At 53.2% G+C, this 23,577-nt stretch carries 25 protein-coding genes; 13 read left to right on the forward strand and 12 right to left on the reverse strand.

Translation table 11 applies throughout. The features are described from left to right. Nucleotides 1-24 precede the first annotated feature (24 nt). Both J7416_RS20250 and J7416_RS20255 read right to left on the reverse strand, forming a co-directional pair. Complete coding sequence (locus J7416_RS20250) at nucleotides 25-1,032, reverse strand: nucleotidyl transferase AbiEii/AbiGii toxin family protein (protein ID WP_209227341.1); 1,008 nt, start codon at nucleotides 1,030-1,032, stop codon at nucleotides 25-27. A 2-nt stretch (nucleotides 1,033-1,034) separates the two neighbouring features. Next, complete coding sequence (locus J7416_RS20255) at nucleotides 1,035-1,631, reverse strand: DUF6088 family protein (RefSeq protein WP_209227343.1); 597 nt, start codon at nucleotides 1,629-1,631, stop codon at nucleotides 1,035-1,037. A 328-nt stretch (nucleotides 1,632-1,959) separates the two neighbouring features. On the opposite strand from J7416_RS20255, the gene J7416_RS20260 reads away from it, so the two are divergent. Beyond that, on the forward strand, nucleotides 1,960-2,160 hold the full coding sequence (locus J7416_RS20260) for a hypothetical protein (RefSeq protein WP_209227345.1): 201 nt from the start codon (nucleotides 1,960-1,962) through the stop codon (nucleotides 2,158-2,160). After that, complete coding sequence (locus J7416_RS20265) at nucleotides 2,157-4,622, forward strand: AAA family ATPase (protein WP_209227347.1); 2,466 nt, start codon at nucleotides 2,157-2,159, stop codon at nucleotides 4,620-4,622. Before J7416_RS20260 ends, J7416_RS20265 begins: the two co-directional genes overlap by 4 nt. Before the next feature lie 15 nt (nucleotides 4,623-4,637). Here J7416_RS20265 and J7416_RS20270 read toward each other — a convergent pair whose 3' ends face one another. Beyond that, entirely contained in the window at nucleotides 4,638-5,225 is a 588-nt protein-coding gene (locus J7416_RS20270) for a gamma-glutamylcyclotransferase family protein (protein ID WP_247744401.1), read from the reverse strand. 191 nt (nucleotides 5,226-5,416) lie between these two features. Here J7416_RS20270 and J7416_RS20275 point away from each other — a divergent pair, with 191 nt between their 5' ends. The 5 genes from J7416_RS20275 to J7416_RS20295 all read left to right on the forward strand — a co-directional run bounded on the left by J7416_RS20275 (nucleotide 5,417) and on the right by J7416_RS20295 (nucleotide 9,111). Further along, entirely contained in the window at nucleotides 5,417-5,695 is a 279-nt protein-coding gene (locus tag J7416_RS20275) for a hypothetical protein (RefSeq protein WP_209227349.1), read from the forward strand. 16 nt (nucleotides 5,696-5,711) lie between these two features. Beyond that, nucleotides 5,712-6,344, forward strand: a complete 633-nt coding sequence (locus tag J7416_RS20280; protein ID WP_209227351.1) for a hypothetical protein — start codon at nucleotides 5,712-5,714, stop codon at nucleotides 6,342-6,344. Then, on the forward strand, nucleotides 6,337-7,446 hold the full coding sequence (locus J7416_RS20285) for a hypothetical protein (protein ID WP_209227353.1): 1,110 nt from the start codon (nucleotides 6,337-6,339) through the stop codon (nucleotides 7,444-7,446). Before J7416_RS20280 ends, J7416_RS20285 begins: the two co-directional genes overlap by 8 nt. Nucleotides 7,447-7,719: 273 nt before the next feature. After that, a complete protein-coding gene (locus tag J7416_RS20290) occupies nucleotides 7,720-7,989 on the forward strand; it encodes an HlyU family transcriptional regulator (protein WP_209227355.1) in 270 nt (89 codons plus the stop codon). A 195-nt stretch (nucleotides 7,990-8,184) separates the two neighbouring features. Continuing rightward, nucleotides 8,185-9,111, forward strand: coding sequence for a DMT family transporter (locus tag J7416_RS20295; protein ID WP_209227357.1), 927 nt, complete (start codon nucleotides 8,185-8,187; stop codon nucleotides 9,109-9,111). Between the two features lie 99 nt (nucleotides 9,112-9,210). Here the strand turns inward: J7416_RS20295 and J7416_RS20300 are convergent, their stop codons facing one another. Together J7416_RS20300 and J7416_RS20305 are read right to left on the reverse strand one after the other, a co-directional pair. Next, nucleotides 9,211-11,826 (reverse strand): phosphotransferase, encoded by a 2,616-nt coding sequence (locus J7416_RS20300; protein WP_209227359.1) that lies wholly within the window; start codon nucleotides 11,824-11,826, stop codon nucleotides 9,211-9,213. A gap of 214 nt (nucleotides 11,827-12,040) precedes the next feature. Further along, the gene (locus J7416_RS20305; protein ID WP_209227361.1) at nucleotides 12,041-12,403 is read right to left on the reverse strand and encodes a nuclear transport factor 2 family protein; all 363 of its coding nucleotides are present in this window, start codon (nucleotides 12,401-12,403) and stop codon (nucleotides 12,041-12,043) included. 260 nt (nucleotides 12,404-12,663) lie between these two features. Here J7416_RS20305 and J7416_RS20310 point away from each other — a divergent pair, with 260 nt between their 5' ends. Then, nucleotides 12,664-13,470, forward strand: a complete 807-nt coding sequence (locus J7416_RS20310) for an alpha/beta hydrolase (RefSeq protein WP_209227363.1) — start codon at nucleotides 12,664-12,666, stop codon at nucleotides 13,468-13,470. Between the two features lie 358 nt (nucleotides 13,471-13,828). Here J7416_RS20310 and J7416_RS20315 read toward each other — a convergent pair whose 3' ends face one another. Continuing rightward, a complete protein-coding gene (locus tag J7416_RS20315; protein ID WP_209227364.1) occupies nucleotides 13,829-14,221 on the reverse strand; it encodes a GFA family protein in 393 nt (130 codons plus the stop codon). Between the two features lie 317 nt (nucleotides 14,222-14,538). Between J7416_RS20315 and J7416_RS20320 the strand changes: the two genes are divergently transcribed. Next, on the forward strand, nucleotides 14,539-15,351 hold the full coding sequence (locus J7416_RS20320) for an SDR family NAD(P)-dependent oxidoreductase (protein WP_209227366.1): 813 nt from the start codon (nucleotides 14,539-14,541) through the stop codon (nucleotides 15,349-15,351). A 10-nt stretch (nucleotides 15,352-15,361) separates the two neighbouring features. On the opposite strand, the gene J7416_RS20325 is transcribed toward J7416_RS20320, so the two are convergent. Next, nucleotides 15,362-15,766, reverse strand: coding sequence for a PaaI family thioesterase (locus J7416_RS20325; RefSeq protein ID WP_209227368.1), 405 nt, complete (start codon nucleotides 15,764-15,766; stop codon nucleotides 15,362-15,364). 15 nt (nucleotides 15,767-15,781) lie between these two features. Between J7416_RS20325 and J7416_RS20330 the strand changes: the two genes are divergently transcribed. The 3 genes from J7416_RS20330 to J7416_RS20340 all read left to right on the forward strand — a co-directional run bounded on the left by J7416_RS20330 (nucleotide 15,782) and on the right by J7416_RS20340 (nucleotide 18,526). After that, nucleotides 15,782-16,264 (forward strand): antibiotic biosynthesis monooxygenase, encoded by a 483-nt coding sequence (locus tag J7416_RS20330; RefSeq protein ID WP_209227370.1) that lies wholly within the window; start codon nucleotides 15,782-15,784, stop codon nucleotides 16,262-16,264. 154 nt (nucleotides 16,265-16,418) lie between these two features. Continuing rightward, nucleotides 16,419-16,907, forward strand: coding sequence for a gluconate 2-dehydrogenase subunit 3 family protein (locus J7416_RS20335; RefSeq protein ID WP_209227372.1), 489 nt, complete (start codon nucleotides 16,419-16,421; stop codon nucleotides 16,905-16,907). A 41-nt stretch (nucleotides 16,908-16,948) separates the two neighbouring features. Next, entirely contained in the window at nucleotides 16,949-18,526 is a 1,578-nt protein-coding gene (locus tag J7416_RS20340) for a GMC family oxidoreductase (RefSeq protein ID WP_209227374.1), read from the forward strand. 64 nt (nucleotides 18,527-18,590) lie between these two features. Here the strand turns inward: J7416_RS20340 and J7416_RS20345 are convergent, their stop codons facing one another. The 5 genes from J7416_RS20345 to J7416_RS20365 all read right to left on the reverse strand — a co-directional run bounded on the left by J7416_RS20345 (nucleotide 18,591) and on the right by J7416_RS20365 (nucleotide 22,332). Then, nucleotides 18,591-19,511: a homocysteine S-methyltransferase family protein gene (locus J7416_RS20345; RefSeq protein WP_209227376.1), complete on the reverse strand. Its 921-nt coding sequence runs from the start codon at nucleotides 19,509-19,511 to the stop codon at nucleotides 18,591-18,593. 220 nt (nucleotides 19,512-19,731) lie between these two features. After that, on the reverse strand, nucleotides 19,732-21,024 hold the full coding sequence (locus J7416_RS20350; RefSeq protein WP_209227378.1) for a DUF2254 domain-containing protein: 1,293 nt from the start codon (nucleotides 21,022-21,024) through the stop codon (nucleotides 19,732-19,734). A gap of 119 nt (nucleotides 21,025-21,143) precedes the next feature. Further along, nucleotides 21,144-21,341 (reverse strand): CsbD family protein, encoded by a 198-nt coding sequence (locus J7416_RS20355; protein WP_209227380.1) that lies wholly within the window; start codon nucleotides 21,339-21,341, stop codon nucleotides 21,144-21,146. A 155-nt stretch (nucleotides 21,342-21,496) separates the two neighbouring features. Continuing rightward, nucleotides 21,497-21,781, reverse strand: coding sequence for a hypothetical protein (locus tag J7416_RS20360; protein ID WP_209227382.1), 285 nt, complete (start codon nucleotides 21,779-21,781; stop codon nucleotides 21,497-21,499). A gap of 50 nt (nucleotides 21,782-21,831) precedes the next feature. After that, the gene (locus J7416_RS20365; RefSeq protein WP_209227384.1) at nucleotides 21,832-22,332 is read right to left on the reverse strand and encodes a DNA starvation/stationary phase protection protein; all 501 of its coding nucleotides are present in this window, start codon (nucleotides 22,330-22,332) and stop codon (nucleotides 21,832-21,834) included. 266 nt (nucleotides 22,333-22,598) lie between these two features. Here J7416_RS20365 and J7416_RS20370 point away from each other — a divergent pair, with 266 nt between their 5' ends. Continuing rightward, the gene (locus J7416_RS20370; RefSeq protein WP_209227386.1) at nucleotides 22,599-22,769 is read left to right on the forward strand and encodes a hypothetical protein; all 171 of its coding nucleotides are present in this window, start codon (nucleotides 22,599-22,601) and stop codon (nucleotides 22,767-22,769) included. The last annotated feature ends 808 nt before the right edge of the window (nucleotides 22,770-23,577 follow it).

Below are 23,577 nucleotides of genomic sequence, written 5' to 3' on the forward strand. Positions count from 1 at the left end.
TTGAGACCACCGAACTTGCTGATTTCAACCGTTGAGTTTGGCCTCGAACACCCCGATAGTTTTCAGAATGTCATCGAACAAGGGGGTATCCCCGATGATCATTTCTTGCATCCCCACATAGTCCCGGCGCAGCGCTGCTTTCAGCTTAGGGTTCGGTAGCAATCTTAGATATCCGGGCTTGGCATTCTCGTAGTTAGCCCAAGCCGCTTTGAAGAAGACGGACTTATGGTGTGCAACCTGATCCAGCAAGTCGATCTGTTCGATAGCGCGAGAATGGGACTCGTGTGTGATCAACTGAGCCATGTCGTAATAATGGCGCGACATACGGTCAGCCAGAGGTTTGGTGATGTCCTGATGATAGAGCATATGCAGGATCGTGGCTTTTTCCCAGAATGTGCGTTCAACACCCAAGACCTTCACACCGACTTCGCCCGCCCCCAAAAGGTCTGGAAAGGCCTGATGCACGTAAGGTGATATCCTGCGGGACTCGGCTGGTAGGTGAACCCCACGGGCGCCAAATTCGAACCGCACTACCGGCTGGATGTAGCCGCTGGTCGCACGTGTCTCGGATGGATAGGCGAAAAGCAAGGTTTGTGCATCATTAGGATCGACCGACAGGGAAAAGTGCTGATCTAGCGCGGCGCCAAACTTGATCTTGGTTTCTTTCAGAAGCGGTCCTGAGACTACTTTGGTGGCCGTATCCTGAAGTTCCTGCAACAGTTGCTTTTGTTTTTTGCCGGAAAGGGCAGGGTGCTCGGGGTCACGTGCGCCCTCGAAACCGAGCTGTGCCCGGTCGAGAGACAGATCCACGTCTTCTGAGAATCGATGGATGATGTCATAGGCCTTGGATAGCGATGTCCCGCCCTTGAAGATCATGTGAGCGCCAAAAGAGGGCAGGGCGAATAGATGTTTCAGTGACCAACAGACCCAGAAATCCTTCTCGACGATTGCTTTGGACAAACCAAGCTGTGCGGCCGATTCCTGAAACGCCTCCTCACGGTTCTTTGGAGTATCGTTGGCAAACTGGTCCACGATCAGTTCCGCGCCACGATTTGCTGCACTACCGGGTGCATCCACGCCGGTACATATCTACTTTGTTTTGCGAGCAATGCGCGGTCCTCAATATCCAGATTGCGGGCCAGCGTGTCGACAACACGGCTATCCACCCGGTTTTTCCCAACATAGCGTAACGCCTGAAATACGGCGCCGGTTTTCTGACCTGCACCAACTAGCGTTTTGGATGATGCATTTCGAAACTGGATGACTTGTCGACCAATTGTCTTGGTGCGGGTCGGGCCGTCGGTCATATAAGTCGGCTTGGACGGCACTTGGGTCGACAGCCCCAACTGGTTGGCTGCCATGGCAGGGGAGGGCTGTAGAACCTGATTGTCTTTGCGTGCAATCGCTTTGGCAATGTCATCGGCTGACGGAGACAACAGCCCTAACCGGGCGCTCTTTCTCGGATAGTCATAAAGCCCACGCGTTAACCGCCGGATCATCCCTTGATCCGCCAAACGCGACAATGCCTGATCCACACTTGCGCGGGAGCCAATATCCAGAAAGTCGGTTGGCGCAAAGATTGCGCCCCGGCCTTTTCCGATGATGCGTTGTCTAATCGATGAGGTGATCATAGCTTTCTCCTTGTCAGAAAATATAGTACTTTTTTCTGACTTTCAAGTTAGGGGAATATCTGGGTGTTTTTGTAAGTTGGGCGGGAAGCGGTCGTTCGCTGCGAGTGCGACTCCGCACCCATCCGCCGCTAAAGCGGACGTTAGATGCAGCTGATTGGGCTGGACCCTATCAAACACACACACACACAATAACTGCTGATATGTGACGCGCGCGTCTTAACCGAGAAACGAACGGTGAATAGACTCGGAGCAGGAGTCGCTTCTACTGAAATATTCCCGGTGAAATGCTAATTAGATGCAAACTGTATTTCACGGGAATCGATTTAACATGGCGGATCAACATGAAGAACAGCTTTCACCGACTGTCACCAAGGTGCTGGATGAATTTCTGGCGGTGCTAAAAGCGGATGATAAAATAGACGAGAAGATCGCAGAGCGACTTGATAAGCTTCTTCGCTCCGGAAGGGCACCCAAGGCGGATGATCTTGAAACGGCACTGTTTCCGGCGACGAAGGGTGACGAGGCGTGATCCGGATCAAGACCCTGCATATCGAAGAATTCCGTGGCATTCGGTTGCTGGACCTCGATCTTGCGGGCCAGAATTTTGGGATTTGCGGTCCCAACGGCACCGGCAAGAGCGGTGTCGTTGACGCTATCGAATTCTGTCTGACGGGCAATGTTACTCGCCTGTCGGGACAAGGGGCTGGCGAGCTGACCGTCAAAGGCCACGCGCCGCATGTCGATCAGCGCGATAATCCGGAAAAGGCGCTGGTCAGCTTGACCGCATCAATTCCGTCTCTTGGCAAGGATGTCACCATCACGCGCTCGGTCAAAGCGCCACGAACGGTGACGATCACGCCAGCCAGTGGTGCAGAAGAGCCTGCGATTACCGAGCTGCAGTCACATCCGGAGTTCGCAATCTCACGGCGCGAAATCGTCAAATACATCATCACACCGCCGAACCAGCGCTCCAAGGATGTCCAGACGCTCCTGCGCCTCGACCAGATCGAGAAGACCCGTAGCGCGCTGCTGTCATACGCCAACAAGTGCAAGCGCGAAGCCGAGGAAGCGGAGCGCGCGCGCGGGCGGGCCGAAGGTGAACTCAAGACGGCTCTCGGCGTAACGACTCTCGATCGTGATGAGGTGCTGGCCAAGGCGAACGAAAAGCGCGCGCTGCTTGGCCTTCCGGCATTAACCGAACTCACGCCCGCAACATCGTTCAAGGACGGCGTTGCCGAAGGCGATGAAAAGGCCAAGAAAGCAGGACCAAGCAAGGAAGTGGCTCTGGCCGATCTTGTTGCTCTTGCCAAGGATGCGGCGGCATCGCCGCCCGATCCGTTGTCCCAGCAGCTCGAAGCCGCCAACACCGCTCTCAAGGCGTTGAAGGATGACAAGGATGCGCTCGCGCTGGCGCGCCAGCACGGATTCATCGAAACGGGCCTCGAATTTGTGAGCGGCGATGCCTGTCCGCTTTGCGATACGCCCTGGGATGCAGAAGAACTCAGGGCACATCTCAAGGCCAAGTTGCTGAGCGCCGAAGCTGTCAGCGCGCAGCTTGAAACCATCCGGACGGCATTCGGTGTGATCTCCGACGCTCTTGAAGATCGTATGTCCGCTGTCGCCAAGGCCGCCGCCTATGGCGCGGCCCTCAAGGAGGCTGTGGCCAAGGAAGCTTTTGATGAATACGGTCAGGCGCTTGCTACGGCGAAGCAGGCGCTCAACGCCTTTCTCGATGATCACGCCCTCATTGATGATGCCTTGGCGGTCACGGATGCGGCCTGGTGGGCGTTGCCGGAAGAAGTTCAAACCCGCCTGGAAGAGGTGCAAACTGCGATTGGCGCGCAGCCTGATAGCTCGGCCGCTGATGCAGCGCGGGAATTTCTTGCCGTGCTTCAGGACCGCTATGAGCGTTTGCTGAGCGACAGCAAGACTGCGAAAGCCCAAAAGGCGCGTCACGCCAAGGCGCAGAAGGTTCACGATCACTACAATGATGTCTCCAACAAGGTCCTGGAGACGATCTACGACGCCGTAGCCACTGAATTCACGGATTTCTACAAGGCCATCAATGATGATGAGGGGAAGTTTACAGGTGAGCTGAAGGCCGAGCCCGCCAAGCTGAGCTTCAATGTCGATTTCTTCGGCAGGGGCACGTTCCCGCCGGGCGCTTATCACAGTGAAGGGCATCAGGACGGTATGGGGCTCTGCCTGTACCTGGCCCTGATGAAGCATACTCTTGGTGACAAGTTCACCTTTGCGGTTCTTGATGATGTCTTGATGTCCGTGGATACCGGCCACCGCCGCGAAGTCTGCCGTCTGCTCAAGACGCAATTCCCCAACACCCAGTTCATCCTGACCACCCATGACCGCGTCTGGCTGCAATATATGAAGACCGAAGGCCTCATCGGGCGCAGCCAGCTTTTCGGCGGCTGGAGCGTCGAGCTCGGTCCGCGCATCTGGGACGATCAGGATATCTGGACCGAGATCCAGCTGGAGCTCGACAGGAATGATATCGCAAAGGCTGCATGGCTCTTGCGGCGCTACCTGGAATATATCTCGACCGTGCTCGCCGATAATCTGCGGGCCTCCGTCGAATTTCGCGGTGATGCCCACTACGATTTGGGCGATCTGTTGCCGCCCGTGCTGAACCAGTGGCGAAGCCGTCTGGGCAAGGGCATCAAGGCCGCCGCGAAATGGGGGCATGACAAGACCAAGGAGGAGCTTGAAGAAAAGCTCGCCACAGCCGTAGCGCTAATCAAGGCCACAGACGCGGAGCGATGGACGATAAATCCATCAGTACATTTTAATGAATGGCAGAATTTCACCAAGGCCGAGTTTCAGGCCGTAGTGGACGCATTCAAAGCGCTGCTGGATCATATCCGGTGCCCAAACCCCAAGTGCGGCACTTTCCCTTACCTTACACCGCGCAAAGGGTCGGCTGAAGATCTGCGTTGCAGCTGTCAGACCATCAATGTCAATCTTAAGTTGAAGTAGCGGTACCAATTCTAATCAGTCCCGTTGTCCTGATCGCGAGGAATCAGCCAGCAGTAGGTTCGCATAGTCGAGATGGCCCTGATCAGCGAGAGCCCTTAAAGCAGCAACACGGGACTTTCTCGCCACGACATGGTCCGGCATTGTCTCAATCGAACGGAGCCAAGATGTATACTGATCATCAAACCCATGTTCGAGAGCTCCGGCAACCACCAACGCAAGATACCAGTCATAGGGAGCAAGATCGTTCTCTATTTCCGATGCGATGTAGGTTGTCGCAACGATAAAATGATCTGTCATTGTGACCCTAAAATCATCAACTCTGTCATAGCCATTACCTGCGCCTTCGAATTTGTCGAGCGCGTCACGTTCTGCAAGACCAATCTCAAACAATATTCCAGGGGTTTGGAATTGAGCTGATTGTTTGATGAGGGTCGCCTTTCCCGAACCATCGACGCTCTTCTTCGAAAACCCCAAGCTATGACTATCAACCGATGCTACGCCTACTAGCTTGGCGCTTGGGCAGCGCGCAATAAGACGGGCGCTCAACATGTTTGAACCGTAAGCAAAATAGAGAAAAGTCATGCCCAGATAGTAGCGTGACAATTAATCGATGTCAGGCCTCAGAAGTCTCCCCCGGGAAGGCGTAATGAGTGCAATATCCTGCGGCATGGTGACTGTTAGCACACAGCATCACAGTACTCGATTTCGAATAATTTCTCAGCTAACTTGTATCATCTGGAGTCTGCCCCTATATATGGAGTCTTCCTGGACTCGATACCACAAGGGGATGTGTTGTGACCCAGAAATTTATAGCTCCGCCGAGCGGGAACCGGCTCGACGAGGAGGATGCTGCCATCGTCAAAGGCATGCTCGATAGGGGCGATCGGCAACACGATATTGCTGCCTGGTTCGGTGTGAACGGTGGGCGCATCGGAGAGATTTCAACCGGTGCGAAATTTGCCGAAGTGAAACCCGCGGAGACTCATGAGCTGCCGCCGCAGGGACCATATCTGTCGGGACGGCAGTCAGCTGAGCTCCTGGCGAAGCTCGGATTCAGCTACGCAGCTGAGTAGTAGGCGGTAGAACAGAATGCGTGAGCACGAATACTCCATTGTAGGGCACAGCCGGTCCAGAATAGGACTCTACATTGCTGTATTTTCGGGCGCGCTCGCGAGCGGACTCACTCTCCTAGTTGGGTATGCAGTACTGCGAATTGAGGCGGCGGGATACTTTGACGTTCCGCAGCTGATCTTGTGGCCATTCACGGCCGTTTCGATCTTCGGAATTCTTTTTTTCTTGTTCGATCGCTTTGCATGGAAGCTGTTTGGCTTGAAGGCGATTGTTGGTGTCCCGAATATCTCTGGCTGCTGGGCGCTCACTGGGCAGTCGTACGATGTAGAGCAAAATCCAACATTTGATTGGTCCGGCAGGATCGACATTACGCAGAAGTACGAACGCATCTTCATCCATCTGCGAACTGAAACGAGCGAGTCCCACAGTGTTTCTGCAGCGATTGTGCCGGAGGGCCGTGCTGGTTTTCGGTTGATCTACGCTTATCGGAATGAACCCAAACCAGGGCAGAAGGAGCTCAACAGCCACATCGGCCACTGCGAGCTTTTGTTTTCCCCAGACCTTTGCAGTGCAGAAGGCAGCTACTTCAATAGCGGTGGCCGATTCACGCACGGGACAATGAAACTCGAAAGGACTACCGAAGATGGCTAGACAAATCGATGACCGGCTGGCGAGGCTCCAGCAGCGTCGTTTCGACGACAGCTTGCCCGTGATGCAGGAGCAGTACGAAAAGAGGTCGACCAACAAAGCGACCCGATATGCGCTTGGTGCGATGCAGCAGGTTGATCCCCGCTCAACACAAATTTCTCATGAGGAGTTCGAAAAGGTTGAACGTAACTTGCTCGAAGGTCTTGATAAGGAAGGATTGCAGCCGAAGGTGCGATTCCAAGGGTCAGTGCCGCTCAATGTTCACACGCGCGGTGTTAGCGATGTTGATCTTCTCGTAATTGAGGGGCTTTATCTTCGAATTGAGCCCTGCGAAGGCGGTCAGAAATCCTACCTTCCCTATACTGGCAAGGGTTCACTCTGCGATGATGTTCTCTATCTTCGGAAGAAGTCTAAGGAAGTTCTCGACAGACGGTTTTGGGGCGCGAAAGTTGATGGTTCCCCGGCAAAGTCGATCCAATTGACAGAAGGCGGATTTCGGCGAAAAGTCGATGTGGTTCCGTCACATTGGTACGATACTGCGACCTACCAGATGACGTTGAACGACACATATCGTGGCATCGATGTGGTTGATCAATATACCCGGGAAAGCTTCCGAAACTATCCCTTCCTTTACATGGATAAGATTAACTCCAAGGATCGGGAGACACTTGGCGGCGCAAAGATGTCCATAAGGCTCGCGAAGAATGTTCGAAATGACGCGGACGGCGATATCGAACTTTCGAGCTATGACATCGGAAGTCTCATGTTCCATTGCCCTTCAGAATACATCACGTCGCTGCCCGCTCGCGATTTGATGGTGTTATCAGGCACCGATCGATGGTTTGACGAACTGGCATCCGATATGAGCTTCGCAATGTCGTTGGACACGCCAGATGGAACCAGGAAGATCATCGACAATGTTGATCGGTGGACGGGTTTAACGAAGCTGAGTAGTGAGCTGAATGCCTTGGCGTCAGAGGTCGAGCGCGAAATCATTGGTCCGTTTGGAACTCCGAGTTACGACAGGGGTGAAATTCGTAAGCGGCTCAATGACGGTCAGATCCCGCTCCTTCCGGACGAGTTCGGACTGGGTGCTCGTTTCTAAGCCTTCCCAGCAGATCGCGGGTTGGTGGCCAATGTCCGGAAAGACGTGCTGCGCCGCGGCAAGGCGCATAATGTCCCAAGGGCAGCTCTGGGCCGTCCGTGCAAGGGAGTGTCGTGCGGAGGAATGGGCTTTCACCGCGGATCGGGACGTACTAGGCCACGCACGGAGCGTGCAATCGGAACGAAGACCCGTGTTGTGATAGCATGACATGCTTCACGCCTGTCCTATGCGGCGCTAGTCTCCGGTCATAGCAACGCTGAAAGGAGCCGCCCAATGTCCCTCTTCTCAAAACTCTTCGGTGGCGGCGAAAAGTCGGAGCCAGAGCCAGTCTCGTACAAAGGGTTCGAAATCTTCCCCGACCTGATGCCCGAGGGTGGCAAATACCGCCTTTTGGCCCGTATCGAAAAGACCATCGACGGAGATCGCAAGACACATACGGTGATCCGGGCGGATGTCTTTGAAACCCGGGATCAGGGCGAGAGCTTCAGCATCGCCAAGGCGAAGCAGGTGATTGACGAGCAGGGCGAACGCATCTTCGATTAAGAAAAAAATAGCCTGACTTAAGCGCTGCAATCGATGTGATGCAACGCAGAATCGCCACCTTCAGATTAAGATCTGCTTAGGGCCGTTATCGAGTTACGGGGCTAAAGCAACCCGAGTTTTTGTAGAGCGATGTTCACGCAAGCGCTACATCCGTTGATGCTTTGTTTAAGAAGCCGGACATGTTCTCATGCAATCATGAAAATGAATAAAACTGCGCTGGCCTACGGGGCTTTGTTGCTTGCAATGTTGATCAGCGCCGGAAACTTCCTGTTCGGCAATCTGGCCGTCAATGAAGTTCATCCGGTTGTACTGACGTTTTGGCGTTGCCTGATTGCAGCGATATTTGTTTTGCCTCTTGTTCTGAGAAGAAGGAGCAACCCGTTCCAGCATTTTAAGGGCAGTTGGCTCCGCATTTCAGTCCTTTCCTGCATAGGCGTGGTGGCAACGCCATGGTTTGTCTATTCAGCGCTCCAATCCAATGACTTGATAGATCTCGGTGCCGGGTATACCAGTGTACCTTTGCTGACGATCTTGTTTTCTGCATTGCTGCTGAACGAACGATTGAGATCTGTTCAGTATTTGGGCGTCGCCATTGCACTTTCTGGAGCGATGATATTTGCGTTTCGCGGTGATCTGGAAAATCTAACCAATTTCGACCCGCATCTCGCTTTCCTTTTGATGATAGCATCCAATGCTTGTCGCGGGCTTTATTTGGTTCTTCTCAAGAAATGGCACATGCACCCAAAGCCGGAGGAAGGCTTGTTCGTGATTTTTGCCATTGGCATTATCGTTCTGCTGCCGGTTGTCGTGTTTCACGAAGCTGGCACGCCTGAGCCATTAGACTACTCTTGGCAAGTCTGGGGTTCGATTCTGTTCATTGGAATTGGCATGGGTGCTATCTATCTCCACCTGCTCAATTTTGGCACAAACGAAGTTGGCGCGTCGACGGCTTCCCTGTTTTCATATCTCGTGCCGATACTCGTCGCGGTCGAATCTGTCGCCTTTAAGGGCATAGACCTTCAGATCTATCAAGTCGTCGGTGGTATGCTGATTATCGGTGGAGTTCTGATCGCAACCAGGATGCACCTTCGACCGACCGCTACAGACCATCCACCTCATTGATGCAGGTGTTGCCAGTGACCTGGGATTAGGCATCGGGTTAGGTGATGCGTTTTGATCTGGAGTATAGTGCTGCGGCGCGCAAGCCGCCTGAGACAAAGATCAGTCTGACAAACCAGCTTCCCGGAGATCATCGACAAACCTGTCAAGATCACTTGGCTGTAGGTTTTCTAATGCCAGTCGGAGCTGCGAACATGTCATATCACGGTGAAGCTCTTTGCTCAGGCGGACAATTTGTTTTGCCTCTTCATTGCGGTGTTGTCGTATCAGAATTGCTGCCAGCACATAATGACCGAATGGGCCAACAGACCTACCTTCCAACGCTGTTCTCGCGCAAGCTTCAGCTTGCTCCAGATCGTCTAGGACATAGAGGCACAAGGATTTGGCTAGTAGTTTAACCTTGAAGTACGGCCCGGTGGGTCCAAACCGGGTTGCTGTCTCAAAATGTGCCAGTGCAATTTTTGCCTGTCCATTTACAAGTTGCGTGTAACCAAGCACCAGATGGGCGTTCGCCGCGCTTGGGTTGAGACTAACTGCAAGTTCTGCCTCTGCGATCGCAGCATCGCGTCGATTGAACAGAGTATAAGCTCGGGCGAGGCTGGCGTGTGCAAAACTACTGTGTTCATCCAGAGCTACAGCGCGTTCTGCGTGATGGAGGGCGCGTTTCTTTGCCCCCATTCGGTCATCAACTTGGGCGAGGAACAGCCTACGAAGCTCGGCATTTGCCATGACAGCATGGGCGAGCGCATAGTCCGGCGTCATGTCGATAGTCTTAGATAAAATGTCTTTTGCTTTTTGCGTGTCCTCGTCAGTGAATTTGTACAGATGCCACAGAGCTTTTTGAACCTTGTCCCATACATTAACTTCACCACGTTTCAGGCGGGCTTGCTCTCTCAAATCGAACCGCAGCTCCCAGTCGATATGCCCGACGACGGCGGAGGCGATTTCCTCCTGCAAGGAAAAGACATCCTCAATTTTGTGATCCAAGCGATCGGCCCAAAGATCGTGCCCATTCGATGTATCTACGAGATGGGCGGTGACGCGAACGCGATGATCATCATAGCGCACACCGCCCTCTACTAAATAGTGAGCTCCCAGGCGTTGCGCGATTTCTTCACCGGATAAAGAAGCATCCTTGAGAAGTTTGGTAGATGTAGGTGAGACAACCGACAGCCAATCTACCTTTGCAAGTTCGGTAACTATTTCCTGGTTTATGCCAGCCACAAAGCCGTTGCTGCCGTTTTGTCCATTGAGGTTGTCGAAAGGCAACACTGCAATAACTGGCTTTTGCGGTGTCGGAAGCTGCGTAACCATTTGATCGAACAAGCGGTCTTTTTCGGCTGGTGGCTCAGTCTTTGGTGCAAGAGTTTCGGTTCCAGATTGTGAACCGGATAAAGGCTCATGTGTTGCCGGGAAACGGAACACCGGTCCGTGCCGCGGCCAATCAACATTGTTGAGCGTTATGTAGTCTTTTAGATTGTGTGCTGAGTACAGGAAAGCGTGGCTACGAGCACCATGGCCGATCTGCTTGTGGGCGAAGTTTAGGCCCACCGCGACGCGCGCCAACAGGTATTGGCTTTCCATGAAACTCAGCCGATGGCTTTCGTGGCGTTCAACCCAGCTCATCGCCCCACGCCGCAGAGTTCTGACAAATTCGACGATCCCGACGTCATCCTGCCACAACCCCAGGGTATGGTGTTTAGAATGAAAGAGACCGAGATCATCAAGGATGGCATCCCATTGGGCTGGTACGCTGTTTCCGCGACGTGCTAACAGGTATGCCAATTCAAAATACGCATGGTCGTAAAACAGGAACTGATTGTCTTCGTACAGCGCAAGATCGATAAGAAAATAATCGGGATCACTTGTTTGGTGTGATCGCACCAGAACATTGTAGCCGTGAAGATCCCCATGTATCCGGCCTTTAGCCGCTCGGATGCTTAATCGGCTTGGCAAGTTTTCCTCGCAAGCAAATGCCAGTGGGTTTGGGTACCAATGTCCTTCAAACATGAGACAACGCTCGTCCGGATCCTGACTACAAACTTCCAAAAGAAACTGGTGTAGCCGACCTTCCTCGGGATCCAGTCTGTAGCCGAGCCATCCTGAAAGCAGATCTCGAGGCGAGTGCAAACCAGGCGCCATTTCGTAATCGGCGTTCCAATCATCAAGCAGGCTTCGCGAAAGCCGCTCAAGAACGTTCAAGGCGAGTTCGAAGCCGCAATCGTTCCAGGGAAGCGAATATTCAAGTCCTTGCGCCACAACCGTGGAAAGGATCGCGGTCTGCCCGTCGTGCTCCAAAGAGTGGACGATGCGCGCCAGATGCTTTGATCCGAATGCGGGAACCGCTTCAAACGCCTCCAGATGTCTTTGGTTTTCGGATTTCTCGTTCCATTCCGGATCGGGAAGGGCGTCAAATTTGAGAATGGCCTGACCGCTGAAGGCATCGCATGTGATGTCAACAATATAGACAAGAGCGCCAGACTTGCCTGCACTTAGCTGTCGGTGAAAATAGACTTCACCCTTTACCGACCAGCGGTCAGTTATCAGTGGCAGGAGATCTTTGTAGGCTTCCGGCCAAGAGAGATCATCGATGGCAGGCACTAGTAAACACTCCACAGACGTACCGCGATGGACTGTGTATTTCTTTGCGGCGATGCTGTTTTTTTTGCATGATACACATGCAAACGTGTGAACCAAACCGTTTGGATGCACGGTCAAAGTATTCTGCGCGACGGTTGAACCAGCTCAGTGGGAACTCAATGTACCGAATGATGCTCGAAGGTTCGTGTTCGAGCAAAAGGTTCACTGCAGTCTCAACGGACAGGAGAAGCGCTTGTTTGAGTGGGGGACAATTGAACGGTATTGGCCGCCCCGCCATGCTGCTGCACCGCATCCGATGGCGGTGAAGCGCACAAATGGGCTGTCTCAAGTGCTATACGAGACATTGAAATGCCTTGAAGACTATTTGCCAGCGTCCTCGGTCCTTCAGCAAAGTGAGCGTATCGCAAAACCTTCGTTGTCCCCATTGGTCGTGGACAACCGCAACCGCGGTTGCGCCGGAAATAATCAATGATTTGATTTCCCAGCCCGGAACTGGACCCTTGGGGTCGGGAGCGGCCTCTACACAGAAATCGGCGAATTCCTCTGCGCTATCCCATTGAAGTTCTCCATCTATCAGCCCCGACGACACAAATCGCGGATGGAATGCCTCCATTAGAAGTGCCTTATCGCCTCGATTGAAGCCGGTGACATACATATCGATTACGGCCTGGATATTCTCTTCTTCATCATCCATTTTCGCACCTCGCCAGTTTGTGGGAGCGACGCTGACCAGCGGTCACAGCGTTTGATTGGCACCAAGCTAAGATATCGCATCCTGCCGCCGTTACCAATGTCGGCTTCCAGCCGTGTTCGAATCCTGGAGATTGGGGTGGAGTTCCATGGTGAGACCGTTCCAACGTCTGCGTTCGAGCCTGTCGCGGAAATCGACTGAGGCAGCTGAATTCGCATCGAGGCTGTGCTAAAGTCTACTTGTCTGTATGAGTGGGGGAAATCATGCCGACAGCCATTTTAAACGGCGCGAAAATTCATTTTGAAGATACTGGTGGTGAAGGCGAGCCGGTCTTGTTCTCGCATGGCCTCCTGTTCAGTGGAGCCATGTTTGAAACGCAGGTTGCTCATTTGAGGGACCGCTTTCGTTGCATCACATATGACCATAGGGGGCAGGGACAAAGCAGTGTGACTGAAGGTGGTTATGATATCGACTCGCTGACCGACGACGCTGCAGAACTAATCAGAAGCCTGGACGCGGCTCCCTGCCATTTTGTTGGTCTAAGCATGGGCGGGTTTGTGGGCATGAGATTGGCAGCTCGTGAACCAAGCCTTCTGAAATCGCTGACATTGCTTGAAACCAGCGCTGATCCTGAAGAGCCAAAAAACGCCCCCAAATATCGAATTTTGAACTTTGTAGCGCGATGGATCGGATTGTGGGCCGCCATCAATCAGGTCATGCCGATAATGTTCGGTCGCACATTTCTCGCCGATCCAGACCGCGCCGAAGAAAAGAAGCGATGGTCGAAGGCGATTACGAGCAGCAATCGGATCGGGATCACACGGGCGGTCAACGGAGTGATCAACAGAGAAGGCTGCACAGAACTGCTTGGAAAAATAGAGGTTCCAGTCGGCATCGGCCTCGGAGACGAAGACATGGCAACAGTTCCGGAGAAATCAAATCGAATGCACCGAGCAATCGCAACCTCAGAATTGGTTGTGTTCCAGGGAGCGGGCCATTCCTCATCGATTGAAGCACCAGACCAGGTGACGGCATTGATAGAGCGCACAATTCAGAGAACATTGGATTAGGGTTCGGATCTATTGAACAAGTAGGTTAGTAGGGATCGCCTCCTGATACTGCCGCAAAATTTTTCGGATGGAAGAGCATCATTGGAATTGGTGGGCAGTTTAACCGGTTAGGTGCGCGAACTGCTGAAACGGACGGAGTCCGGGCGTGGATTGACCTTTGCGGATCATATTGACCAATTTTACGCGAGCGCACTGGTTCACGATCCAACGGGGGCTTTGTGCAACACCGTCCAGATTTGATGCGCAGTCGTAGAAATTCGCCTGATGCATCACGGTGAACATGAGGGTCGATGGATTGCGCCACGGCAGGAGCTGGCGTGGCTCAATGTCCCGTCAGAGACGCTATTTGCAAGTACAGCTACATTTCTTCTAAATTGTGCGGCACCCGAGCCCAGTCAGGGGCATCTTTTACGAATACCTTTTTTGTTGGTCTGAACAAACTGGGATCATCCAGCGTACCCGCGGCGATGCTGGTCAGTCCGAAAGAGGTCACGCCCCACAGGTTTGACCCGCAGGTGCCGCAAAAATGCTTGATGACGGGGCGGCCTTCTTCAGAGATTTTCTTAAAAGTTAACGGCTTGCCTTTTAGGAGCTGCAGGTCATCTGAGTTTATCATGTATCCGGCGTATCCATCTGTGCCAGTCATAGACAGGCAGTCGCTACAGAAACACATGAGTTGAATCACTGGATCACCGGTGATCCGATACCGAACCTCACCACAATAGCATCCACCCTCAATCGATTTGGCCATGCTGCCTTCATCCTTCTGTTCCGCCTGGAAAGTTAGGCGACCAGCGTAGGGTTTCTGGTTCATCACCACAACAGACGCAGTACTGGATGGCGTTCCGTGCGACTCTGTCCCTTTCAACACTTCAAAGACCTGGCCGCTTACACGTCAAGTAAGATGGATTTCTCTGAATTGCAGGACTCTTCGCAACAGATCCAAACTAATGAAGAAGTTCGTTGATAAGGGCTCTGCCTCGCAGTCAGACGGAGCGTTACTTGGCAAGAGTGAGCCACGCCGCGTATTGTTGGAAACAACCATATCTCAATTGAAAAGCGGTCCAGATGGAAACCTTGGGAAAAACTGCGGTTGTGACAGGAGCCGGCAGCGGGATTGGGCGCGGTCTGGCTCGGGTTCTATCTAAAGCGGGAATGAACCTCGTTCTGGTAGGACATCACACGCCTCCATTGGAAGAAACGGCGTCCTTATTGATGGGCAGCTCAATCATTGTAGAAGCGGATGTTTCGAACCTTGAAGATGTTCGGCTTACGGCAGACGAAACAATCCGTGCATTCGGCGCAGTCCACCTACTTTGCAACAACGCCGGGGTGGGTCCGTTTGCTGCGACGCAGGAGACAACTATAGAGGAATGGGAGTGGGTATTATCCGTCAACCTGTGGGGTGTTATTCACGGCGTACACGTCTTTCTTCCACTGTTTGAGGCTCAGAACGAGGGTCATGTCTACGCGACTGCCTCCGAGTCAGGCCTCTACGGAGTGCCCTTTCTTGCCGCATACAACACATCGAAATTTGCAGTTGTTGGATTGATGCAATCGCTTGAACGAGACTTACGGGCTTCTGGTTCCAGTGTAACTTCCTCCGTTCTTTGTCCCGGCGCGACACACACTCACCTTGTTGACGGGGAACGTCCCGTCGCGGCTGAAAGAGACGCGCCGATATCAGAGGAAACCAGTGCATTTCAGAAGCAAGTGGCTCAGGTTGTGAAGGACGGTATGGACCCTGAAGCTGTAGCGGAGCGCGTTTTGGAAGGGATGAGAAAGAAGCAATTCTGGCACTTTTCTCACGACCACGTTCCGCAAAAAGCCTTAAAACAAGCCCAGGTTATGGCTGCCGATTGCAAGCTCAGCCAGCTTTGAACCTGGTGGTTTAACCGTTCCAATCCAGAGTGAGCTGCGTTTGAGTCACAATCGCTGCAGTACGACCATCAGGCCGGGTAATCGTGGTCTGCCAAATCATCGTTTTTCGACCGCGATGCAGCGGAACACAGGTCAGCGTGATTTCGTCGCCAATCTGAACCGACCGGATAAAGTTCGTCTTACTCTCCAGGGTTGTTGTACTGGCACCTTTGTCCAGGTTCACTGCCGCAGCAACACCTCCGATGGAGTCTGCTGCCCCCATGATTGCGCCACCATGCATCACCCCGTTTCGATTGCCCATGTCTTCTCGAACAACCAGTTTCGCCACGACCTCTTCCACTGAAACGGACGCCAGTTCGAGCCCCATTGATTGGGAGTAAGGTGGTAACCAGTTCTGAATGCTTTTGTTATGCATGTGCGGTTTTTCTCAGTGACGAAAACATCGGTGTTCCTTGGTGTTCAAACTCGGCGACCCACCACCATTTTGCCTGCGGTCGGAAAACCCTTATCCTTGTGGTTCATTCAAAATCAAATTGTAGGAGAAATTATCGTGTCCGTCCCGCAGATTGTCACTGTCGTCGGCTACATAACGATTCCAGAAACCCATGCAGCATCATTTCGAAAAAACTGCGCGGAAATGATTGAATTGCGCAAACAGGAACCTGGCCACTTGGCGTCAGCCTACAGTTTTGGCTCCGATGGAGCGGTGGTGTCCCGCGAAGATTATGACAGCGCAGATTCAGTAATCCGCCATATGGAACTGGGCAGCCACATTTTTGAAAGCACGCAGGAACTTGTCAGCATCACCGGCGTCGAATTGCATGGTCCTGCGGCTGAACTTGAAAAGCTACGCGAGCTGTTTAGCGGAATGAACCCGGGTTTCTTTGTCACCGAGTTTGGGTTTCGTCGGTAGTTTGGCATGCATGACGGTTGGGCTGAAAACTGATAAGGTGTGTCCAGCCCGATGATCGGGTTTCTGCTTATGATCGGTGGAGACAGTCCGCATGATTGGAAGACGCCGCTTTTTGACACGTCTGATTCCGACAACATTCTGGACGTCCTTCATAATGCGTAGCCTTTCCCGAAACGCGGAGGCAAAGACCGTCGAAAACGAAAGCTACAAGTTTCTCACAACGACCGAGGCTGAGACACTGGCTGCTTGGTGCGCGACCATCGTTTCTGGCGCAGACCAGGCCGGGGTCGCCAGGTTTGTCGACGAAAATCTCGCAGGAGATCAGGCCGCGTCCCTGTTGCTTCTCAGGTACCTCGATGCCAGCGATATGGCAGGATTTTATCGCAACGGGATCTCGGGCATTGAAAAAGAATGCCAGCACCGGTTTGGCTTGTCCTTTGCGCGGGCAACTACCGGTCAGCGACAGGATTTGGTTGAGGCGGCAGTAGCGTCCAAGATGCAGGTTTGGACCGATCCAGATCCGAATTTCTTCTATTTCATTTCGCGCAGCGACGCGGTGGATGTTGTTTATGGCACGCAGACGGGATTTGCGGATCTGAAGATTCCTTATCTCGCCCATATTCCACCACCCAAACCCTGGTAGCAATTCAGCGGCCCGAGAGAGTCCCAAAACACAGAGAACCAATGTCCGAAATCTCACACGATAAGGTCGAAGTTGTTATCATCGGCTCTGGCATTGCCGGCAGCACAATGGCGGCCGAATTGGGCGAGGCGGGGTTCAATGTGCTGGTTTTGGAGGCCGGGCCAGAGCGAAAGCTCTCGGATATGATCAGCTCGCAAATCTGGTCCCGGCGGCTCAGATGGGCCGGCCCGGAGGTTCTGGAAACAGGTGACCTTGTGGGAGCTGCGAACTTTGCCATGGGGTGGGGGACCGGCGGTGCGGGATTGCATTGGTATGCCAACTGGTACCGGCTGCATCCGGACGATTTTCAGGTCAAAACCCTGTACGGGCGCAGTCTGGACTGGCCCATCGGGTATGATGATTTGCGGCCATGGTATGACCACGCGCAGTCCTATTTCGGCGTTTCGGGCAACGATGACCCCAATGCACCGCCCGGCGAAGTTTATTCCATGCCTGCCATACCCCTGTCCAAACAATCATCAGCAATCAAACCCGGGTTTGATGCAGAAGGTTTGGAGCTCACGACAAATACTCTGGCGATAAACTCTGCCCCGCATGACGGGAGAGCGGGTTGTCTGCTTGATGGCTGGTGCGATGCGGGATGTCCGATCGGCGCTTTGGCAAACCCCTTGGTACTACAATGGCCACGGGCCCGAAAAGCTGGGGTTGAACTACGCCACAACGCCTATGTGGCACGGATTGAAACAGATCCTTCGGGGTCTAAGGCAACCGGGGTTCTGTATCTTGATGAACAGGGCCGAGAAAACCTGCAACCCGTCGATATCGTCATCTCGGCCTGTCATACGATCTGGAATGCACGGCTGCTGCTGTTATCGTCCAGCGATAAACATCCCGATGGGCTGGGCAATGGCAGCAAGACACTGGGGCGCTATTTCACGTCCCATGCGCTTACGACCATCCACGGGCTTTTCTCGCAGGAAACTGAACCGCATTTGGGTGTGTCCGGTGCCAATACGCTTTGCCTGGATGGCTATGGCGACAAACAACCGGCGAAAGGGGCCTTTGGCAGCCGCGCCTGGCTTGTCGGGCAGGCTGCAAAACCCAACGATCTTTTGGGAACCGCCCTGGCCAAACCCGAATTGTTTGGCGACGCCCTGGATGACTATCTGCGTAACGCGAGCCGGCACTATGGCAACATGACGGTGCTCTGCGAAGAGGACAGTATTCCGGAAAACCGCATCACACTCGACGCGTCAAAACGGGATCGATACGGGTTGCCGCAAGCGCATGTGAGCAATTCGCTTCCGCAAGTAAATGCGGCCAGATCGGTACTTGCCAAGGAAGAGGGCCTGCGCATCTTCAAGGCGGCTGGGACCAGTGACGCCTGGGCGGGTCCACGAAGCCCGATGCACATGATGGGTGGAACAATCATGGGCGATGATGCATCCGCGTCTGTCACGAATTCCTTTGGGCAGGTGCACGAGGTGGACAACCTGTTTGTGGCTGGCGCAAGCCTGTTTCCCACACCCGGTGCCATCAACCCGACGGCAACACTGGCCGCATTGGTGTTCCGAACAGCGGACTATATTCGCACTCATCGGTCGGAGTTGTTGCCCTAAAGTGATCAACGGCTGATGGCTGCCCGACGCGCCACCGTGGAATATGTGAGCGTTGAGACGTGACTTAAGTTGGGTGGTCTATTTCTCTTGCCATAGACTTCAAGTGGCGCATATCGGTTCCACAGCATCCTCCAAAAACCTGGATCGATGGATTGTTCCGCATAACTTCGGCCATCTGCTTACCAAGTTGGTGAGGGTCACCTTCGTCCAATTCCTCCGCTTCGTCGAGCTCTGCATGGGAGCAACTCGATGCGTTTGCTACAATCCCTCGAATTCGCGGGTGGTTGTTGATCGCTCCCGCGAAATGGGTAGGGTGAGCGCAGTTGACCATGAAGAACAATGCGGTTGAGTTGGTTGCCGTGTCGATCTGATCGATGGCGTCAACGAGTTTGGTACCGTCTGCCAGGCACCCGTCGGTCTCTACCACCAGAGACATTATGATCTGCAGCTCAACATCTTTTGCCGCGAGTATACAGCCCGCAGCTTCGCTGGGGCGGTTGAATGTGTAAGCGGTGACAAGATCGACGCTTGTCTCTTTGAGAGTGTCCAGCTGGGCTCTGTGATAGTGCCGGGCATCTTCGACAGATATCGGTGAAACGTCTGCATATGGGTCATAGCGCGGGCCAATACAGGCCGAGACCAGGATATCATCGCGACCAGCTGCCCGACGCACATCTTCCATCAAACTTACAGCATCCTTGTTTACATTTATGAGCCGTTCTGCATCATATCCCAGGGGTGCAGCGCGGTCGACATTCGCCATCCAGGTGGGTGCATCAAGAATACATCCAACATTCATTTCATTGGCCAGGTCGACAAGATCGCGCATCTGTCCGGCCAAAATTGCCCGGGTTTCGGGTTTTTCCAGCAATGGAAAAGACGCAAATCCGGGCAGTTCAACCCCGTGATTGTAAATCAGGTCAGTGCCGGTGCCAGCGTATACCAGATGTTTTCCATCACCTTCGTGCGGGAGCTGTCGTGCCATCTGATGCGCGCCTTTCACTGTTGTTGTTCAAAACCGAATGTAATTCGTCTCGGGCCGCCTGTGAACTGTGATGCCGCAGAGACATGCGTCCCCGAAAGCAATTTCGACGACAAGGCCTTCAGGGCGGAGCAATCCTGACAGCCGTTGATAAGAACAAGACTAAATCGCCCAGTTTGGTTTCGTTTTGGTGAGCGCGAACCTGATTTCCCTGAGAACTTGGCTACTCAGCGTCCTCTTTACTGCCGTTTTTTGCAATTGTCGCAAGCGCAGCGTCGACGTATTCACATACCTGCTCGATTTCGCGATCAAGCATGCCGCTGCTCTTTGTTTCATCCGAAATGGCCGTTAGCTCGAAGGTGATGACATCCAAATCTTCACCGGGAGCAGCGTTGGCCAAACGTTTCAGAGCCCTGATGATTGCCTCGGTGACCAGCCCATTGCCTCGGGCTGCGCGTCTTAGGGGTGGAAACGAGTCACGAAACAAAGACTTTGCTGTGATGGACGGGTAAACCAGACGAACGGCACCCGCGTCATCTCTATAAACACCGGTGCACAGGTCAGACGACCAGGCGCGTGCCAAAGAAGCTGACAGCCTGTCAATACACACAATTGCGGTAAAGGTGTCGTTGACGCCCGGCGATAAAGCCCGAAGTGCGATTTCGACAAGCAGGTGTACAGAAAAGCGAATATCACCATTTGGATCCCGTGCGGCTGCGAGTGGAGCCGCCGCTAGCACCAGATCGGAGATATCTTCGCCGGCATCACCGTGGACGGTCGCCAGAGTATCGCTCGGCACCAGAAAGTCGCCGGGCTGGACGTCGAAACCAATAACAGCGTTTGCGTCCCGGGCTGTTTTCACCAATTCAGCAGCATTGATGAAGTCCAGGTAACCCGTGCCAGACGACAAGATTTGGTGTGACGCTCCCTCCCAGAGGACAACGTTGGATGCGTGCAAGTCCGCGCTGTCTTTAAGTGCTTCATCGATCTGGAGGTCCAGAGCCTTTGATATCCTGGCGGCCTCCTGATCAATCGTGACCCGTGTGGATACTGTGTGAACAAACAACAGCAGCATCAGAACTGAAATGATTGCGTAGAGAAGGCCAACAGTGGTGGCTATGTTGATGGAAACATCGTCGCGGATTAACCACAGGACCAGAATACTGTACAGAAACGTGGCGCCAAGTGAGCCAACGGCAATCTGGTTCACACGATCTTCACTGAAACGCTGCAGGAGCCTTGGTCCTATGGATCCAGCCGCCAATGTATAGACCAAGAGTACAATGGAATAGACCATGACCAACGCCGACATTGAAGCGGTGGCAATCACCCCTAATACCTTGCTTGCGGTATTCTGAGGAACGGCAATCACAGATGGTACAACCCATCCCCAGCGCAAGAGCGCCTGCTCAAGAAGAAAAACAACCCACGCCACCGCAAGCCCTGAAAGACTTATGAGGGAGGGGATTGTCAGAAACCCGCGAAAATACTTCACAATTTCTCCAGATGTCCGCATGGTGACCTCCGATTTCATGTGCTTTCGCTGGAATTTGAGGCGGACATACCCCGCTTTACGCGTGCCGCACGACAAAATTGTTCAGAAGGCGCCGACAACTAATGCCCGGAACAAACGTTTCAATCCGAAGAGAAAAATTCATCGACCTCGCGCCGCACCTCTTCTTTCGATTTGCCGTACTTCTCCTGAAGTATGCCTTCCAGTTTGTCCCGATCCCCTTTGACCTTATCGAGATCGTCCTCAGTGAGTTCAGCCCATTTGGCTTGAACACTGCCTTTTAGTTGTTTCCATTGACCTTGGATTTGGTCCCAGTTCATTTCAATTCTCCAACAAGTTCATTGAGCACGTCACACCGTGCAAGAAACCAACCGCGCCATCGTACTGCCGTATCCCGCCTGGCGGGCTCGCGAAAGCTGGCACGGTCATCTTTGGCGCTCGGCAAACCAGCAGCGCATTGGGTAAATGCTGACAACTACGACAAACGGCTGGCCGCTTTCTTCAGCGCAGATTGCATCTCGTCCCAGGCTTTTTCGTAGCCGTCACGCATATCTTCCCAGGCCTCATCGCTGGTTTTCCTTAGCTCTTCCAGCTTAGCCTCCGCTTCACTCTTTGCTGAGTAAAGCGCATTAAGGTGGTCCTGGTAATCTTTCTTTGCATCTGCCTCGGCTGCATGCAGCTTTGCCTTCAGCACGTCAATTTGGGCGTTCCAGGCGTCCAGTTGCAATTTTGCTTTCTTCTCATAACCAACGCGCGTCATATCGCTTCCTTTCTTTCTTTCCGATCAACCTGGCTTTTGGCGACGAGCGGTCAGGTCGCAACAATGGCCTTGAGCATCCAAACAGCCTCTTCGTGTTTTGCCATTCTTGTGTTCATCAGATCTTCGGTTGCACCGTCACCGTGACGCGATGCGAGCGTTGCCGTTTCACGTAGTTTGCGTGCCACTGTTTCGTTATCTGTGATCAGTTGCTTGATCATCCCGTGCGCGTCCTTGACGGTCTCCTCTTCGGTCAGTTTGGCCTGGCTGACCATGTCGGTGAACGATATCGGTGCCACGTGGCCTAGAGCTCGTATACGCTCCGCAAGAGTATCGATTGCCTCAAACAGGTCGCGATACTGTCGCTCCGTCAGCTCGTGGATCGGCAGGAAAAGGGGGCCAACAACGTTCCAGTGGCACCCTTGCGTCTTTACCATCAGCAGCATGCTGTCACACAGGATTTCTGTCACCTCATTTGCGATCCAGGCATTCTTGTCGATACCTGTGTCGTGGGATTCATCTTGCGCTTCGGGTCTCAGGACTTGCTGTGTCATGTTTCACCTCTTTTGCTTTGCTCTTGATGTAAAGATAGGTGGTGGGTCAAAAAATACAAATAAAAACATATGGTTAAGTCATGTATCACACCTACCACATAGCTCTTCCATCGCATGACTGACCGCCGCACCCAACATTGCCTGCGAATGTCGTTGTAGACATGGAATAGCACTGGCATACATGAATGGAGTAAGTGACGTAAGTTGAGGCTTAGAACGTGCCAGATCAATCCCGACCTCCGAAGCGGACTGAAAAGCTCCAATTGATGCTTGATCTTGAAGAGCTCAAGGCAATCGATGATTGGCGGTTTGAAAACCGCCTGCCATCCAGGGCTGCTGCCATTCGCGAACTCATCCGCAGAGGTCTGAACACGGACGAATTCGGCGAACCACCAACGGATGCTGCCTCAGGTGAGTTTCGCGTGACGGATGAATGACACGCAACAAGCTCGCTCGTACATGGAACGCTCCACGCTGTAAGGAAAAACCGGCTTTCTATTTTGCTGCTTTGGCACGCGACGCGATGTGTTTCAAATGGCATAAGGAATCTGGAAAAGCACTGAGTGGTTCGACGCCACAGCGAAGCCACCCTTGGCGATCCGAGGCCCGGAATACTCCAGTGCCCCGGCTGTTTGTTCTCACCACAGGAGATTTGCCAGAACCGCTTCATCGACCCGAAGGCCAAGAACTGGTTTGTTGGTTGGACCAAGCAAGCACCAAGATTTGCGACGCCACAGTTGTGATGTCTGACCTGGATGATAGCTGAAGACTTCCCTGCCAACTCGAGCGGACGCTTCAAGACGTTGGGAGACCTTCTACCCGCTGCCAGTTTTCAGGCATGTCACAATACCTTGAATTCTTATTTCACAAACTATTCTTCTTCACCCTTTTGTGAAACTTTGGAACGGTTATGAGTGACAGAAGATGCAATTTTCAGAAGACAGTGGAACGGTCTGAACTCAAATCAGCTCTCTCGGATGGGTTTTGTGATCATTGCGAAGTAACAAGTTCGGAACTATTTCAGCGCGGAGAGGTGCTGGAAATCTGCGGTCAAGAATATTGTTTTGACTATGAAACCGGCGTGTCTACCGAGACTGTGATTACATTGTGCCCAAGTTGTCATGAGGCCAACCATCTGGACGCACAGCAACGGCATAACCCTTGTCACATTTCGGCAAGACGTAGCCGAGAAAAAGGGATTGGTCGCTAGACTCTGGCGGCGCAGGGCAGGGGCCAGCGGACCGC

It is taken from the genome of Ruegeria sp. R14_0 (assembly GCF_017743975.1).
Taxonomy (GTDB): domain Bacteria; phylum Pseudomonadota; class Alphaproteobacteria; order Rhodobacterales; family Rhodobacteraceae; genus Ruegeria.